The following is a 17743-nucleotide window of genomic DNA, read 5'->3' as shown; positions in this document are numbered from 1 at the left end:
CATGCTGTATTTTTAGGCAATGAAAATTGCAATAGTTTGTTATCCTACATTTGGCGGTAGTGGCGTAGTTGCTACAGAGTTAGGTATCGCTTTAGCGAAAAGAGGTCACGAAGTACATTTTATCACCTATAAACAACCCGTAAGATTAGATCTTCTAATGGAGCGCGTGTTTTTTCATGAGGTGAATGTTCCTGATTATCCTCTTTTTCATTACCAGCCTTATGAGCTTGCACTTAGTAGCAAATTGGTTAACATCATCAAAGCATATCATATTGATCTTTTGCATGTGCATTATGCTATACCGCATGCCTATGCTGGATATATGGCAAAAAAGATGCTGCAACAAGACGGCATAAATATTCCGATGGTTACAACACTTCACGGTACAGATATTACCCTTGTGGGCAACCATCCTTTTTACAAACCTGCGGTTACCTTTAGCATCAATAAAAGTGACATGGTAACCTCAGTTTCTGAGAGTTTAAAGCAAGACACGCTTAGGTTATTTGATATTAAACGTGAAGTTTCTGTTATACCAAACTTCATTGATCAAAGCAATATAAAAAGCGGTTTTACTGACTGCCAGCGCGAACTTATGGCGGCTCCTCATGAGCGTATCGTGACGCACATTAGTAATATGCGCGCTGTAAAATGCATACCAGATGTGATCAAGGTTTTTGCTAAAATTCAGAATGAAATTCCGGCAAAATTGATCATGGTGGGTGAAGGTCCAGAACGTGAACCAGGAGAAGCGTTGTGTGATGAACTAGGCATTTCTAAACAAGTGATCTGGCTGGGTAATAGCAACGAGATCGATAAAATCCTTTGCTTCTCAGATCTTTTCTTGCTTCCTTCACGAGCAGAGAGTTTTGGTCTGGCAGCGCTTGAGGCGATGAGTCACGGCGTTCCTGTGGTTTCTTCAAACGCTGGCGGACTAGCAGAAGTAAATATCGATGGTGTCTCAGGTTATCTAAGCGATATAGGCGATGTAGATGCAATGGCAACAAATGCTTTGAGCATTCTAACAGAAGATGGCACATTAGAGCGTTTTAAAAAGCAGGCTAAGGCTGAGGCTAAAAAATTTGATATTGATTACATCGTCCCAATGTATGAAGAAGCTTATGAGAAAGCTTTGGGACGCAAACAGAAAAAGGAGAAAGCCTAAAGTCAATCTGAAGGCAATTACATAAAAATACTTTTCCCCGTAAGGCAATAAAAAAACCATCTACAATTTGCAGATGGTTTTCTTTTTATCGTTTGATCAAGTTTCTTAGAACTGGTATCTTATACCTAAAGCGATGTCTAGATCTACATCATCGTCATAATCGTCAAAACCAAATTCTGGTCTGAAGTCTAGTGACAACATCAACGGGATATCAAAGTTATACTCAATACCTACGTTACCCGCAACCAAAGCAAAAAGCTCATCGTCATCGTCATTAAAACGATCGTTATCTGGATCAAAATCATAAGATCCTAAACCTGCACCAGCACCAGCATACCAGTTAAAACCACCGTCAATTTTCCAAACCCATTGGTAAAGACCTACAAGCTTAACGGCATCATAATATCTTGAATCTCTCCAACCAAGGTCAAACTCCAGACGGTTGTTGTCAGAACCCACGGCTCTTTGATAAGAAATCTCTGCCCCAAAACCGTCGCTATCTCCTAATCTTAGACCTAAAGCGTTATCAGCGATTTCTTGTGCTTGCGTAGATAGAACACCTCCTACAGCAAGGATAAATAAAAAGATTATTTTTTTCATGTTAGTTTTTTTAAAAGATTGTGAGGCAAATTTATATCAGTGAATGTGTTGATTTATCGAGCGCTCCGCCAATCTTTTGTTAACCTTATTTAATAATCTGTTAAGCAAAAGATCTTAGTTTGTATTTTTGGGATATGCATGAAGACCTTAATCAATCGCTGCAATCACTGGCAGAAACGCTAGAAGGAGAGCTCTATTTTGACGACTTATACAAAGGGCTTTACGCCACAGATGCTTCTGTTTATAGAATGATGCCTACGGCTGTTGCGTTTCCTAAAACAGTTGAAGACATCAAGCTTCTTATCATTTTTGCAAAGAAGAATAAGGTCTCTATCATTCCGCGTACGGCAGGAACTTCGCTTGCCGGTCAGGTTGTGGGAGAAGGCATCGTCGTGGATGTTTCAGAACACTTCAATGCAATTATCTCATTAGATCTAGAAGAGCAAACAGTAACCGTACAGCCGGGCGTCATTAGAGATGATCTTAACCGCTATCTCGCAAGGCATGGTTTGTTTTTTGGCCCCAATACATCAACATCTAATCGCTGTATGATAGGCGGTATGGTGGGCAACAACTCCTCTGGAACTACTTCTATAAAATATGGTGTTACCCGTGACAAGGTTATCAAACTTAAAGCGGTATTGAGCGATGCGAGCGAAGCTACATTCTCCACTATTTCAAACGCACTTTTTAAAGAAAAAAGAAAACTCAAAAATCTAGAAGGCAAGGTTTACAAAAAAGTAAATCAGATTCTTGAGGATAAAGATATTCAGCAGGAGATCAATGCTAATTTCCCAAAACAAGAAATTCACCGTCGTAGCACAGGCTATGCGTTAGATGCTTTATTGCGCAATAGTTTTTTTGGCTCTAGCCAAAAAGAGACGATCAACCTTTGCGACATCCTTGCTGGTAGTGAAGGCACCCTTGCTTTTACCACAGAGATAAAACTGAAACTTGACAAATTACCGCCACAACACGGCGTGATGGTTGCTGCACACTTTAGCACCATAGATCAATGTATGCAGGCCGTAGTTCCTGCGATGCAGCACGATCTGTATTCTTGCGAAATGATGGATAAAGTGATTTTAGATTGTACTTTAAACAACCGCGAACATCAGAAAAATAGATTCTTCATTGAAGGTGACCCCAAAGCCATTCTCATGCTAGAAGTTCGTGATGAAGATCTCACGCAGGCTAAGGAAAAAGCAAAAGCGCTCACAGAAACTTTACAGAATTCTAAACTTGCCTATGCCCTGCCACACTTAGAGGGCGAGCAGATCAATATGGCTGCAGAGCTGCGCAAAGCAGGTTTAGGATTGCTAGGCAATATTGTGGGCGATCGCAAGGCTGTTGCTTGTATTGAAGACACAGCCGTGATGATAGAAGATCTTGCGGAATATATCAGCGAGTTCTCTCAGCTTATGGCAAAACATGGTCAAGATGCTGTTTATTATGCTCACGCTGGCGCTGGCGAAATTCATTTGCGTCCTATTCTTAATCTTAAAAAGCAGGAGGATGTAAAGCTTTTTAGAAAGATCACTACAGATGTTGCTGCATTGGTTAAAAAATATAACGGCAGTATGAGTGGTGAACATGGCGATGGTATCGTAAGAGCCGAGTTTATTAAAGAGATGCTGGGCAAGACCAATTATAAGCAGATCAAAAAAATAAAGAAAGCCTTTGATCCTGACGGAATTTTTAATCCTGGCAAGATCGTCGCTCCTTATAAAATGGATAAAAATCTGCGCTACACACCAGATCGAGCCGAACCAGAGATCAAAACCTTGATGAACTTTGAAGAATCTCAGGGAATTCTGCGTCTTGCCGAAAACTGTAACGGTACCGGTGAATGCCGCAAACCAGCAGCTGCCGGTGGCACAATGTGTCCTAGTTATCGCGCGACAAAAGACGAAAAAGATTCTACACGTGGCCGTGCTAATTTGCTACGCGAGTATTTAACTACTTCAGATCGTAAGAACAAATTTGACCATAAAGAACTTAAACAGGTTTTTGATCTTTGTATCAGTTGTAAAGGCTGTAGCAGTGAGTGCCCTAGCAATGTAGATGTTGCCGCATTAAAAGCCGAATTTGAATATCAATACAAGAAGAATCACGGGAGCTCTTTGCGCACAAGAGCCATGGCGCACAACGCTTTTTTAAATAACAAAGCGAGTAAAATGCCTGGTTTTATAAACACCATTTATAACGGCAAACTCACCAGCAAGTTCATGAAACGTGTGTTGCATATTGCTCCGCAACGCGAACTTCCTAAAGTAGCAAAGAGAACCTTAAACCAAGAACTTAAAACACTTTTAAAAAACAATCCGCAGCGGCCTGTAAAGACTGTGCATCTCTTTGTTGATGAATTTACAAATCATCTGGATGTTCCCATTGGTATTGCCGCGGTACAGCTCTTACAGAAGTTAAACTATGCTGTTAAGATCAGTAAACATACTGAAAGTGGGAGGTCCTATATTTCAAAAGGGTTCTTAAAACAAGCCCGCAAAGTAGCTTGTAAAAACGTGGAGCATTTTCAAAACATCATCTCTGCAGATGAACCTTTGATAGGTATAGAACCATCGGCGATCTTAACGTTTAGAGATGAATATCCTAGACTTGTAGATGATATGGCTTCCGCCAAAATCCTAGCCCAAAACTGTTTGCTTATCGATGAGTTTCTTGCAAACGAAGTGAAGATTGGCAACATCAAAGCAGAACAATTCACTACCGCCGCAAGGCGATTGAAAATACACGGCCATTGTCATCAAAAAGCGCTTAGCACAATGGAACCAACTTTCATATTGATGAATCTTCCTGAGAATTATAAACCCACGATCATTCCTTCTGGTTGTTGTGGTATGGCGGGAAGTTTTGGCTATGAAGAAGAGCATTATGAAATTAGCATGAAAATAGGTGAGCAAACCTTATTTCCGGCGGTGCGCAAAGCAGATAAAGAAACCATTATCGTTGCGCCAGGAACAAGTTGTCGTCATCAAATACAAGATGGTACGTCGCGTGAAGCATTGCATCCTGTGGAAGTTTTGCTAGAAGCTCTTCGTTAATACGGCCAGTTTTCCGTTCGCCAGTTTTCAAACTGCTTTACAAAATTCATGTAATCGTCTGTTTCCTGATTTTTAAAGTTGGGTGCGATATCTCCTAGTTGATCAAACATTCCCTGCAGAATATTAAATCTTGTATTTGCGGTTCTAATATTCACTACAGGACGAGCGGGATCTGTACTGATCATCCACTCCAGTTCTTGCTTCACGGTTTGGTAAGATCGTATGCAAACACTTTTGGCTAAAGCCTTATCTCCTACTCTATCATACAACCTGCCCAGCGCAAAGGCGTATTGCTTGTAAGGCACCGCCGATGCATCAAAATTCTTCATGCAAGCGTCTAGATGTTCTTTCGCTTCCGCGAAATTGCCGCGCTCAATTAATGCTTGCGCGGTAAAATAATACGCAGGCCGTATGATCTCTTGCACATACGCTAACGCTTCTGCTTCTAGTTGATGCTCCGCATTATATTTGGCAAAATCAAAATTCAATTTTGCTTGCGTATTGACAAGTTTTGGGTTTGCGTTGGGATCGCGAGGTTTGTAAGGAACAAGCTGCTCTACGAGTCCGTTTTGCTCTAAGGCATCGCCTAGATTCAATTTATGGTCTGCCTTGCCGTTGTTTAAAAAAGTGATCGGCCTGCGATTAAAATTGGCTTGCAAAATGTCTAAAAGCACAACATCTGCACGCTCATAAAAGTCTTTTTTCCATTGCCAAGTCACGCGCTGCAAACGCCCTAAACCTTCGCGCGGCTGCCAGTAATTTGCATCTGTTGTGAGAGAAAATGTCTTTGTAGGTACAAAATATTGCTGCTTTCCATTCCATAAAATGGTGTTGTTCTTATTTGAGACAAATGCAGGAAATGCCTTGAGATCAATAGGTCTTTGCTCGATCTCGTTTAACGGAAAATGCGTCTGAGAACCTTTGGCGTAAGCCGAAAAAGGAAGCGATAATTGAAGATCAAATTTCTTATGATCTAACTTCTTAATATACCAATCTAGATTAAGCATATCGCGATTTATCACCGTCACATCTGGGCGATACTTTAAGACTTCCTGCAAATACCACAGCGGGAATGTGAAGTTATCACCGTTTGTAATGAGCAAAGCGTTTTGCGGACAAGAATCCAGATATGTCTTTGCCAGACTTTCGGCGAAAACTTCGTCGCCACGATCATGATCTGCAAAACCTTTTGCTAAAAACTGCCCAGGAATAAGCAATATGACCACAACAATCGCAACTGAAAAAACCTTCTGAGAAACTTGTTTAAACCTCAGCAACCACAACGGCGATAAGCCAACAAAAACACTAGCGATCGCAAAAGAACCTATGTAAATATAATCGCGCTCCCTAACGTAAATACTTAAAGGTGGCATATTCACAAAAACAACGATCCCAACGCCATAAAGCAAAAACAAAGCACTAAAAAAGTAAAAAAGCTTGCGATGATACACTAGCAAAAACAGCAATCCAAGAGTCGCAAAAAATAAAGGAATACCGTAGTAATGCACTTTACCAGAACGATTTTTGTAAAACTCTCGCGCATTTTCTGCTTCTTTTAAATCTGCATCTAGAAAACTCAGACCGCTTTGCCAATTGCCATTATAGATAGCGCCTTTGCCGTGCAGATCGTTTTGCCTTCCGGCGAAATTCCACATAAGATATCGCCAGTACATCCAGTTAAATTGGTAATTATAAAAGAAGCTGAAATTATCTGCTTGCGTAGGTTTCTGAATTGTGATAATAGAATCGCGAACTTGATATTTTACAGGTTCTCCCTTAAAAATGGCCCAATCTTTATAGCCTTGCGCATTAATTGCAGACTTGTGATACATGCGCGGAAAAAGCATATTGAATTCGCTTGCATATCGCGGCTTAGTAAATTTCCCGCTGTCTGTGATAATGTATCTTTTTAGACTTTCGTCAAAAACTCTCGTAACGGATCCATCAACTAGTGGCTCTTTAAAATCTAGCGGAGCATTAAAAACAGCCCCAGAAATTAAAGGGATCTCATCAACCCCAAACTGTTCTGCTTGAAAATATTCTTTTAAACGTTCGGCGGTTTCAGGGGCATAACCGGCGATACTTAAATTATTAGATCGTAAAACCGGAAGCAGATAAGACGATGCTCCAATAGTAAATATTGATACAAGAATTAGAGCGCTAGCGATTTGGCGAAAGCCAAATTGTTTGAGATAGTAAATGGATGTGAACATAAGAATTCCACCCAAGATCACAAGACTTACAAACCCCGAATTCTTAGGCAAACTGCGATAATTAACAAGCCAGACATCAAGTTTTTGCGCCAGACTTAAAAATCCCGGGATCAACAAACTGTAAAGCAAAAGAAAAGTGAAGCCACCTAGTAGAATTCCTGTTATTGTTTGCCATTTTTTCTTGATAGGTAATCTGGTGGCAAGTAAGATCCCAAACGGTATTAATAATGCCAAATTAAGTGGATGGACACCAATGGTAAGCCCGAGTAATAGAGCAATTAATAGCATATACTTATGCGAGAGGCTAGATTCTGGGAGTGCATAAAATTTAAGCATCAAAAAGATGATCCACGTATAAAAACTAAAAGAAAGTGTATAGACTTCAGTTTCTGTCGCCGAGGTCCAGAATGTGATGCAAAATGCAAAAGTAAGCGCGCCAAGTAGACTACAAAATATAGTATTGATACGCTCAGTTTTACACTTCTTGTTGAGTAAAAATTTAACTGCAATAAAGATCACTTTATACAAGCCCACAACCGCTAAAGCTCCAAAAAACGCAGAGATCACATTAGAGACAAATGCATGAGATCCTACCGGAAAAACTGAAAGTATTGCACCACAGATCATGCTATACAAAGGTGCACCAGGCGCATGCGTTGGCACAAAAAGAGAACTACCTGTTACAAATTCTGCACTATCCCAAAAAGTAATTGAGGGCGGCAAACAAATTAAGTAAACGATAAACACCGTTAAGAAAAGAGCAATTTCTGGTAAGTATCTGACAGCTTTTTTAAGGTGCACAGGTAAAAAGTTATGTCACAATAATACTTGAAATATTGAAATGACACCCAGTTAAACTTTAACAATTATATAAAAAAGGGGAAAAACGGGAAGAAAAAGGGGAAAAACCCCCTAGAAGTAAAAATGCTACTCCTTTTACATTCGCATGTGTAAACCTTAATTAACCAACAATATAAGTATGAAAACAAAATTACTCGGTGTGATTTTGCTGTTTTTTACATTCAGCATAAGCGCACAAACCTTAAACGAAACAAGCGGTACTGGCTCTGGTGTAAGTATCACCACTGGAGATTTTAACACCATGTATGGAGACAGCACGGGTAGCTATCTTAGAACTGGTTCATACAATACATTTACTGGCTATCAATCAGGTAGAAGCGCTACCACTTCTTCTGAAAATACATTTTATGGATATCAAACAGGATATTCTAATACTACAGGATTTGACAACACCTTTATAGGGCACCAAGCAGGATACTCCACTGTGACTGCTGGTGACAACGTGTTTGTAGGAACCGAGTCTGGTGAAAGTAATACTACTGGATATGATAACACATTTGTAGGAGAAGAATCTGGTGCGAATAATACCACTGGCTATGAAAACACTTTTATAGGAGAAGATGCTGGTTTGTACAATTCTACGGGTTACAAGAACACATATGTAGGTAATGAGGCTGGTATTGGTCCAAATTCAGGCTTAGTGACAACCGGTTATCGTAACACGGCTGTTGGTTCAGAAGCATTATCAGATATAACATCTGGTGATCATAATACCGCTATAGGAGACTCTTCTGGTATAGATATAAGCATCGGTAGATATAATACATTTTTAGGCGCTGCCTCCGGTCCTGCTACTGAGTATGCTAGCTATAATACCTTTATAGGCGCGATGTCTGGATGGGATAACAATAGAACAAACAATACAACAAACGCTAACAGAAATACCTATGTAGGTTTTAGTACAGGTTCGGTTAACAGAGAAGGTGAAGATAACGTAGGTATGGGAGCTTTTTCAGATTTTGACAATACTAATAGAAGTAGAACTACCTACTTAGGAGCAAATATCACTGTTTCAAACAATGATGTTATCGCCATAGGTTATGACCAGTTTGTAGATGGAGAATATTCGGTAACCATTGGAGAAAGCAGTGATACTAGAGCAACCGGAGCTGTTGCTGTAGGATATAATTTTGCGATACCTTCTGCAGCTCAATACAGTATCGCCGTAGGTTATGAAGCAGATGTAAATGAAATTGATGCTGTTGCCATAGGTCATACAGCAACAACTAACACTGAAGAGAGTATTGCAATAGGTGCAAGTTCTGAAGTTGATGCAATGGGTGGTATTGCCATAGGTGCTAGCACCGTTCTTGACGGTACAAATTCTGCAGCGGGTGCAAGCTACAATATGGCTATAGGTTATGAAGCACAAGCTACTGATTCACTTGCTGTCGCAATAGGTAAAGGAGCTTCATCATCAGGAAAATTTTCATATGCTATTGGTACAGGTGCTCTTGCAGCTCAGGATAGCACTTTTGTTTTAGGTGGTGCCGCAGTACCGCTTAGTGTTGGTATTGGGACAAACACACCTAATAAATATGCTTCGCTTACACTGGGAGATACGAATAAAGGTTTACAATTAAATAGATTAACAACAGCTCAGCGAACAGCTTTAGAAGCAAAACTTGGAGCTTCAGAACAAGGTATTCTTGTTTATGACGCTGATGAAAACAAGATATACTCATGGAATGGTACTGCTTGGGCATCTTCTGTAGGAGCAGATCTTGACGAGCAAGAGTTGACACTTACTGACAATACATTAAGTCTAGAAAATGGAGGTGATGTTGATCTTTCGGCATATTTAGATAATACAGATAGTCAAGAACTTTCGGTTTCTGGTAATGTACTAGGTATTTCTGGTGGTTCTAATACTATTAATTTAGCAGGATACCTTGACAACACAGATGATCAAGCACTTAGCTTATCAGGAAATAATCTTACGCTTGAGAATGGTGGATCTGTAAGCCTATCTGATTTTATGGACAACACAGATAATCAAATCATCTCTATCTCAGGAAACACAATTATACTAGAAGATGGTGGTTCTGTTGATTTATCAGATTACCTTGATAATACTGATGATCAAGCATTAAGTCTTTCGGGAACAGTTCTTAGCCTTGAAAATGGTGGTTCTGTTGATCTTTCTGCCTTTCAAGGTGGTGGTTCTGGTGGAGGAACTGACGACCAAGTTTTAAGCCTTACAGGAAATACACTTTCGCTTGAAGCGGGTGGTAGCGTTGATCTTTCTGGGTATTTAGATAATACAGATGCACAAACACTAACGCTTACAGGAACTGATCTTGAAATCGCTGGTGGAAATACTATAAGCCTTGCCGCTTTACAAGATGGTACAGGTACAGATGATCAATCGCTTAGCTTTGCAGGAACTACATTAAGCTTAGAAGATGGCGGTTCTGTTGATCTTTCTTCTCTTCAAGATGGCACAGGGACTGATGATCAAGCATTGAGTCTTGCAGGAACTGTTCTTAGCCTTGAAAATGGTGGTTCTGTTGATCTTTCAGCATTCCAAGGTGGTGGTTCTGGTGGAGGAACTGACGACCAAGTTTTAAGCCTTACAGGAAACACACTTTCGCTTGAAGCGGGTGGTAGCGTTGACCTTTCTGGTTACTTGGATAACACAGATTCTCAAACACTAACGCTTACAGGAACTAGCTTAGAGATCGCTGGTGGAAACACTGTAGATCTTTCTACCGTACAAGATGGTACAGGAACTGATGACCAAGCTTTGAGTCTTGCAGGAACTATTCTTAGCTTAGAAAATGGTGGTTCTGTTGATCTATCTGCCTTCCAAGGCGGTGGTTCTGGTGGAGGAACTGACGACCAAGTTCTAAGCCTTACAGGAAACACACTTTCGCTTGAAGCTGGTGGTAGCGTTGATCTTTCAAGTTACTTAGATAACACAGATTCTCAAACACTAAGTCTTACAGGAACTAATCTTGCAATCGCTGGTGGAAACTCTGTTGACCTTGCTGCTTTTCAAGATGGAACAGGAACAGATAACCAAACGCTTGCTGTAAGCGGTACTAACTTATCTATTACTGGTGGTAACACTGTAGATCTTTCTTCTTTCATCTCAACAGATTCTCAAGATCTAACTTCTGCATCTCTTACTGGTAACACGCTAGTTATAGGTATAGAAAATGGAAATTCTGTAAGTGTTGATCTTACTCCGTTAGTGCAACCATTAATGGAAAGTATCGCAGATATTGAAAGTAGACTTCAAACTGTAGAAGCTTGTGCTTGTGATGGTTCTTTAACCGTAGGTGGTAGAGTTTCTGTAGAAGAGGATAAAGCGAGATTACTTCAGAATATCCCAAATCCATTTGATAGTTCTACTGTGATAGGATATTACATTCCGCTTAGCGCAAACAAAGCAAACATCGTAGTGAGCAACAGCGCTGGGCAAATTCTTGAAAACAGAAAAATAGGTCAGTTTGGAGATGGTGAGATTATCTTTGATCGCCAGTTCTTGCAGCAAGGCACATATTTCTACACACTATATGTAGATAATAGCCGCATAGAAACTCGGAAAATGATCGTAGACTAATTATATTAAGGGCCGCAAAAGCGGCCCTTATTTTTTTATGCAAGTTGATAGATTAAATACGCTTCTTATAATTCTCTCTCTGGGACTTTCAATTCTCTTACCCTTTGAGCTTTTCTTGATCGGGTATGCGGTTTTGGGTCCGCTTCATTATTTTACAGAGATCAACTGGATACGAGACAGACGCTTTTTCATTTCTTCAAAGGCTTGGGTTTATGCTGTGATGATCATCGCACTTTTGATCACACTACCCTATCTGGTACGATTAGATTTCGCGCAAAGCGTACTAGGAAACACAGCAACTTCTATTGAAGAAATGCTGAATTCTAAGATCTACACCACTGGATATTTTCTCATTATCGCGCTGGGTTTCGTTTTGCTCTTTTTAAAAAAATGGACGCATCGCGTTCTTGCGCTTTTAAGCTGTATCGTTTTGGCCTTTTTGCTTAATGACTTTAGCTTCTATCACATAATCATAGGCATCTTCTTACCTACGTTGATCCATGTGTATTTGTTCACGCTGTTGTTTATGTACTATGGTTTTAAGAAGTCTAAAAATAATTTTACACTGCTCAACTGTATCCTCATGATCCTGGTTCCTGTGGCGATACTTCTTTTACCGCTCAATGGCGAAAATTTCTTTTTTGACAGCGCTGTAGAGGCGAGCTATACTACAAACAACTTTCACCTGCTAAACACTAATATTTCAAAATATCTGGGGATTAATGACGGCAGCACCTTTAACTTTAGAGGCACTTGGGAGATCAAGATTCAGATCTTTATCACCTTTGCGTATATCTACCATTACCTCAACTGGTTTTCAAAAACCACGGTGATAGGTTGGCATAAAAACATGACAAAGCAGAGCACTTTGCTCATCGCTGCTTTCTGGATCATTTCAATCATTTTGTATGCGTACGATTATGCGCTGGGCTTTACTTTACTGCTTTTTGTAAGCCTTGTGCATGTGTTTCTTGAGCTTCCGCTTAATTACATGACATTGCGATCTATTTTTAAAAAATAGCAATGTATTTTCATGTTTCACAAAGGTTTTCTTTTGGCTTAAAGCCAAAAAACAACACGCACAATTGAGCTTTACAATATCTTAGTTAAGACCTTTAATTACCACTTCGTCAAGCGGCCACTCTGAAGATTTAGTTTTTAACTCGCCATCTACCCAAACGCACAACCACGCTTGATTGCCTTCTTCTTTTGGCTCCCAGTCTTTGTTCCAGAGGATGTCAACCGAGTGTCCTGCTATGTTAAGATCGCCTAGGTAAAAAGAATCCCACGCGTCTACCGGCAGCAACGGCTCAATGTGTAGCGCACCATCATAATCTGCTTTTATGCCCAAAAGATCTGAGATGATCATATCAGGAAAAGTGGAGTGAAAATAATCGCGCACACCGCCAAATTCCTTACCATCACTCGGGATATACCACTCGCCTATGTTCTTCTCTTTATCGCCATGCATCGCCGCATATTTGTCAATCAATTCCATAAGAAGTTCTTTGTCTTCTTCTGTCGCGTGATCTTTGTAATTGCGTAGATAGTTTGCATACGCTTTGTTCACCACCGAGTTTTGAAAAGGCCATCCGCGACCATTCCACGCGTAGGCTTGCTCGTTATAATATGGGTGGCTACGCTCTGCAGTTGTCATCCCCATGGTATTATTAAAACCTTCGGCAGAACCTAAAAACTCCCAAGCAGCTTCATATTTTGCATTGCTTTCTTGTGGTATCATATTAAAATACCACGGCGTGTACCCCACAGATTCACGCACCATCGCTTCATAATCTTGCTTCCCGTATTTATTATCACCTGCAGAATACGTCATAAAAAACTGCTCATCATCATCCCATAGAACATCTAAGGTTTTTTGCTGTACAGCGGCAGCGCGGTCTTTGTATTTTTCGCTTAAAGCGGAATTGCCTACCTCTTTATACATTTCTGAAAGTGCCATCATATTACCATACGCATATCCATTTACTGATGGACGCACGAGATAATACCAAGGATAACCATGGTTGAAAGCTTCTGGATATTCTTTAGCCTGAGGTGAATTGCCGGCGCGGTCATTTGTACCCCAGCCTAAATAATAATCTCTCCAATTATCTGCCGTGTATAAACTGAATGGGCCGTCGCTGGCGATAAGCCCCTCAACCGCCGAAAGACTGAACTCCATACCGTCATAAAGATCCATGATCTTGTACATTCCGTTTGTTTTTGAATCTGGATTGTGCACAGTAAAAATGCTATCCCAAACATGCTGATGTTCTTCCATGTATGGTAACATTTCTTTAGTCCACTCTTTATCTGGATGAACCTTAAGAAATGCATCTACACCATTTACTAGCCAACTGCTAAAATGATGACTTTCTGGTCGCGGTACGCTCGTCAATAAGCTAGAATTGCCGCGCTGATTAAGATAAGATGCAGAACCCTTCATGTAATATTCTGCGTACGATTTTAAGTATTCTGGATTTTTAAACCAGCGTGCATCATAAAATTGATGTCCCACAGGACAAGGTATCGCACCACTGCGCGAGCCGTGTCTAGGCCACCCGAAGAATTCTGTAAAAACCCAATAATCCTTATCATCTTCTGGATCGTGATATCTTCTAAGGTGTTTAGACATCATCCAGAAACGGTAATTAAAAACCTCTGTGATCGTGCTGTCTGAACTTAAAAACAGCGGAGTATTCTCTACTAAAAACGCTTCGTTATTACTGGCATTTAGATCTCCATCAGACTCAGGACGATCTTTATAATTATTAAATGTCGTGATGTCTTGCTTGAGATTTGCTTTAGCCTGAGCCTTATATTCTGCCAGGTGTTTATTAAAGTCTGGTGCTGTTTTGCAACTAACTACGGCTAAAGCTGTAAATAGTAAAGTGGTTTTTAAAACCGCCGAAATCGATTTCATTTCTTGATTGGATTGGTTGTTTAAGCTGACTAAGTTAATAAATGTAATTTATACACTTGTGCGTTTAATTTAACTTCTTTCAGCAAATTGTAAATTCTCAACTTTCTACAGTCTCAAATTATCAACGTATCAAAATATTTATTTACTTTGCACTTCAAAGTACTTTAAATATTCATTCATCATGACACTTACAAATCCTATTACTACAACTCCTATCAACCAAAAGAAACTTACCATTTGTCTAATTCTGGGATATCTCATCGGGCTAGGAATTATTTCATCTTTTGTCTTCACCGTTAACACTCCAGACCCAGCTTGGGGGCAAAACTGGTGGATGCGACCATTGGTCATCACTCCACTTGCAACGGCTTGCGGTAGTTTAGCATTCTTTTTAGTTGACTTTGTTAAACCGCAAAACACATTTGGGAAGATCATTTGTTACCTGCTCAGCAGCTTTGCATTTGTGATCTCACTGTGGCTGGGAATCGTTCTAGGACTTGACGGCACGCTATGGAATTAAGCTAAAGTAGTTTTGGCTTTATGCCAAAAAATTAAAAATAATAGACGGTTACATCGCCGAAGTCTCTGATTGCCTTCTGTGCCTAGCTTCGTAGGAAGTGTATATAACTCTAGTGCTAGATACTTAATCTTGCTTCTCCCAAAAAGATCAGTAGCCGCAATAATTTTTGAGGATGTTGTTATATGCAGTATTAAATCACCTATTCATTATTGACATCGGGTCTGGCAATTTTAAACTCTTGAGCATAGCTAGTCGCAGCTATTAAGATCAAAAAAATACCGCTTAACCATTTGCTATTACTCATTGTTTTCCATTTTTAAATTACCAGACCGCGTTGCCAATTTTTCTTTTGGCTACAGCCAAAAAATTATTTATCTAATAAACTCTCATTAAATAGTTTAAGAATACGCTTATACTCGTCTGTCCAACTGCTAGGCTCTACAAAACCGTGGTTTTCTACTGGATAAACTGCCATTTCCCAATTGTCTTTTCCTAATTCAATAAGGCGTTGAGACAATCTCACCACATCCTGAAAATGAACGTTTGTGTCAACCATTCCGTGAGCTATTAAAAGATCTCCTTCAAGACCTTCGGCAAAATAGATAGGTGATGATCTGCGATATGCGATAGGGTCTTGAGACGGCTCATTAAGGATATTTGCCGTGTAGCCGTGGTTGTAATGCGCCCAGTCTGTCACCGATCTTAAAGCTGCACCGGCACTAAATGTATCAGACTCATTGAACATCGCCATAAGTGTGATAAAACCACCATAACTACCGCCATACAATCCTACTTTATCAGGATCAATGTCATAGTTCTCGATAAGATATTTTACACCATCTACTTGATCACTTAGGTCTTTACCGCCCATATGACGGTAAATGCCCGTGCGCCAATCGCGCCCATAACCGGCGCTACCGCGATAATCAATGTCGATCACTGTGTAGCCTAGATCCGTCAATAAATTATTGAACATGTATTCTCTAAAATAGCTACTCCACCATTTATGAACGTTCTGTAAATATCCTGCTCCGTGTACAAAAACCACTGCCGCATCATTCTTCACATCGGCCTTTGGCACATATAATCTCGCAGCGACCATCGCACCGTCTTCAGCTTTAAAATGAATAAGCTCTGGCTCTCGCCATTGGTAATCTTTAAACTCTTCAGACTGACCATCTGTAAGTTGTTCTGGCTTTGCTTTTGCACTGGTTTTCTTAAGATATAATTCCCATGGCTTGTTGCTGTAAGAATACAATATTGCCATGTATTTCTCATCTGGTGAAAGGCTTACATCATTATTACCTACCATTGTGGTAAGCTTTGTCATTGCTCCACCACGAGCAGACATTTTATAAAAGTGACGCTCACCAGGACCTTCTTCTGAAGTGGTAAGAAACCAAGATTTTTTATCTTTTGACAAGAATGGATCAAACACTTCATACTCACCCGGAGTAAGATCTGTTTTCTCACCAGAGTTTACATTTTGCAAATACAAATGCGAATATCCACTTGCTTCAGATTGGTAATAAATGGTGTTGTTATCTAACCAACCTAAAGTTCCGCCGCCAAAAGACCATCCAATACCAGGACCAGCAAGCCAAGCTTCATCACGCTGACGATCCAGACTTTTAAGGCTACCATCTGTAAGATCGATCAATGCGATCCAGCGGTCTTTATTATCTGTAGATCTAATATTCACGATCGCTTTATCTCCTTTCGGCGAAAAGTCTGCTGATGATAAAATAAGATCACGCTCTTTTTCTTCCCATTCTTTATCAGGATAATCCTTAACATAATCTGGTAGATCCTTTATTCCTGGAAGTTTATCTGTTTGCACATAATAAGCAGTGTCTTTTTTAATGTTATAGATCGCAAGCTCTACTTTAGTATTTTCATCGCCTACTTTGCTTCTTGCTCTCAATTCTTTTGTATATCCTGAAGCATCCACATAATTAGGAACTTCTGTAGAAGTGCTACGCTCTCTTTTGATCAAATTAAAAGCAACAAAATCCTGTGATGGCGCAATCTCAATGTTACTGATAGACATATCCCCTTTATAAAAAGCATAAGGCTCTTTCTCACCCATCGCTTTGTAATACTGCTGAGACAAACTATCATTTTCTTCGCGCTCTCTAACCACTTGAAGCAAGTCTAGATTTTCGCTTTTTAACCATGCATCTTTAGCAGATGATTTCTCTGGTCTTTCGCTGCGTGCTTCACCGCTTTCAATATTTGTAAGTTTATTGATCGCGCCAGTTTTCATATTGTAGACGTACGCATTATCACTTAGTGAAAATCCTATGGTCTCCTCATCAAGAAAAGTCGCATCTCCTATTCTTCCATCTAGTTCTAGAAGTTTTTTGCTATTATCTTTTTTAATATCATAGATCCACAGCTTGTTGCCATCTGTGGTAAGCATCCTGGTTTTGTCTTCATTATAGCTTCCATAAGAAGGAGACATTGCTTTTTTTTCTGCGATACTTACTTTTTCAATTTTATCAAGATCGCTCAGACTTATCTTATACAATGAGTCTGACGGGTCGCCGTCTAGATTGTATTGAAAGTAGATATTTTCGCCCTGAGCGCCCCATTGCACACGCGACGGAAAAGTTCCCATCCATTTAGGGTCTTTCATGATCTTTTCAACAGAGAGTTCGCTCTGTTGCGCAGTAGTTTTGGCGCAAGCCAAAATCAAAAACACTAGAAGTGCTGATTTGTAGAATCTTATCATTTTATGGTCATTTAGTGTACGATAAAGCTAATGTAATCTTTGCAAAAAGTGTAAAAAATGTACCACGGCGCTTATCTTTGATAGCAAATTAGACCTT

Annotated in this window: 9 protein-coding genes; 5 read left to right on the top strand and 4 right to left on the bottom strand. The window is 40.0% G+C overall.

Going from position 1 to position 17743, the window contains the following annotated elements:
- Nucleotides 1-19: 19 nt before the first annotated feature.
- Nucleotides 20-1165 carry an N-acetyl-alpha-D-glucosaminyl L-malate synthase BshA gene (gene bshA / locus ACZ5L8_RS01495; RefSeq protein ID WP_464439247.1) on the top strand — a complete coding sequence of 382 codons (1146 nt, stop codon included), beginning with the start codon at nucleotides 20-22 and terminating at the stop codon, nucleotides 1163-1165.
- Nucleotides 1166-1270: 105 nt separating this feature from the next.
- On the opposite strand, the gene ACZ5L8_RS01490 is transcribed toward bshA, so the two are convergent.
- Nucleotides 1271-1765 (bottom strand): hypothetical protein, encoded by a 495-nt coding sequence (locus ACZ5L8_RS01490; protein WP_464439246.1) that lies wholly within the window; start codon nucleotides 1763-1765, stop codon nucleotides 1271-1273.
- A gap of 134 nt (nucleotides 1766-1899) precedes the next feature.
- Here ACZ5L8_RS01490 and ACZ5L8_RS01485 point away from each other — a divergent pair, with 134 nt between their 5' ends.
- The gene (locus ACZ5L8_RS01485; protein WP_464439244.1) at nucleotides 1900-4827 is read left to right on the top strand and encodes an FAD-binding and (Fe-S)-binding domain-containing protein; all 2928 of its coding nucleotides are present in this window, start codon (nucleotides 1900-1902) and stop codon (nucleotides 4825-4827) included.
- Here the strand turns inward: ACZ5L8_RS01485 and ACZ5L8_RS01480 are convergent.
- Nucleotides 4824-7763, bottom strand: coding sequence for a protein O-mannosyl-transferase family (locus ACZ5L8_RS01480; protein WP_464439242.1), 2940 nt, complete (start codon nucleotides 7761-7763; stop codon nucleotides 4824-4826). The genes ACZ5L8_RS01485 and ACZ5L8_RS01480 overlap by 4 nt on opposite strands.
- 256 nt (nucleotides 7764-8019) lie before the next feature.
- On the opposite strand from ACZ5L8_RS01480, the gene ACZ5L8_RS01475 reads away from it, so the two are divergent.
- On the top strand, nucleotides 8020-11469 hold the full coding sequence (locus tag ACZ5L8_RS01475) for a beta strand repeat-containing protein (RefSeq protein ID WP_464439240.1): 3450 nt from the start codon (nucleotides 8020-8022) through the stop codon (nucleotides 11467-11469).
- A gap of 37 nt (nucleotides 11470-11506) precedes the next feature.
- Nucleotides 11507-12490: a hypothetical protein gene (locus ACZ5L8_RS01470; RefSeq protein WP_464439238.1), complete on the top strand. Its 984-nt coding sequence runs from the start codon at nucleotides 11507-11509 to the stop codon at nucleotides 12488-12490.
- Between the two features lie 81 nt (nucleotides 12491-12571).
- Here the strand turns inward: ACZ5L8_RS01470 and ACZ5L8_RS01465 are convergent, their stop codons facing one another.
- Nucleotides 12572-14392, bottom strand: a complete 1821-nt coding sequence (locus ACZ5L8_RS01465; RefSeq protein WP_464439237.1) for an MGH1-like glycoside hydrolase domain-containing protein — start codon at nucleotides 14390-14392, stop codon at nucleotides 12572-12574.
- Between the two features lie 181 nt (nucleotides 14393-14573).
- On the opposite strand from ACZ5L8_RS01465, the gene ACZ5L8_RS01460 reads away from it, so the two are divergent.
- Nucleotides 14574-14912, top strand: coding sequence for a potassium transporter KefB (locus ACZ5L8_RS01460; RefSeq protein WP_464439235.1), 339 nt, complete (start codon nucleotides 14574-14576; stop codon nucleotides 14910-14912).
- Nucleotides 14913-15279: 367 nt separating this feature from the next.
- Here ACZ5L8_RS01460 and ACZ5L8_RS01455 read toward each other — a convergent pair whose 3' ends face one another.
- Nucleotides 15280-17646: a S9 family peptidase gene (locus tag ACZ5L8_RS01455; RefSeq protein WP_464439234.1), complete on the bottom strand. Its 2367-nt coding sequence runs from the start codon at nucleotides 17644-17646 to the stop codon at nucleotides 15280-15282.
- Nucleotides 17647-17743 lie beyond the last annotated feature (97 nt).

This window comes from Leeuwenhoekiella obamensis, assembly GCF_055391795.1.
Note: the sequence above shows the minus strand (reverse complement) of the source record. Positions and strands in the feature narration are given on the sequence as shown.

What these genes read in the sequence shown, in the direction of transcription:
- bshA (WP_464439247.1), top strand. Translation starts at nt 20, where the DNA reads ATGAAAATTGCAATAGTTTGTTATCCTACATTTGGCGGTAGTGGCGTA.
- ACZ5L8_RS01460 (WP_464439235.1), top strand. Translation starts at nt 14,574, where the DNA reads ATGACACTTACAAATCCTATTACTACAACTCCTATCAACCAAAAGAAA.
- ACZ5L8_RS01470 (WP_464439238.1), top strand. Translation starts at nt 11,507, where the DNA reads ATGCAAGTTGATAGATTAAATACGCTTCTTATAATTCTCTCTCTGGGA.
- ACZ5L8_RS01465 (WP_464439237.1), bottom strand. Translation starts at nt 14,392, where the DNA reads ATGAAATCGATTTCGGCGGTTTTAAAAACCACTTTACTATTTACAGCT.
- ACZ5L8_RS01490 (WP_464439246.1), bottom strand. Translation starts at nt 1,765, where the DNA reads ATGAAAAAAATAATCTTTTTATTTATCCTTGCTGTAGGAGGTGTTCTA.
- ACZ5L8_RS01475 (WP_464439240.1), top strand. Translation starts at nt 8,020, where the DNA reads ATGAAAACAAAATTACTCGGTGTGATTTTGCTGTTTTTTACATTCAGC.
- ACZ5L8_RS01485 (WP_464439244.1), top strand. Translation starts at nt 1,900, where the DNA reads ATGCATGAAGACCTTAATCAATCGCTGCAATCACTGGCAGAAACGCTA.
- ACZ5L8_RS01455 (WP_464439234.1), bottom strand. Translation starts at nt 17,646, where the DNA reads ATGATAAGATTCTACAAATCAGCACTTCTAGTGTTTTTGATTTTGGCT.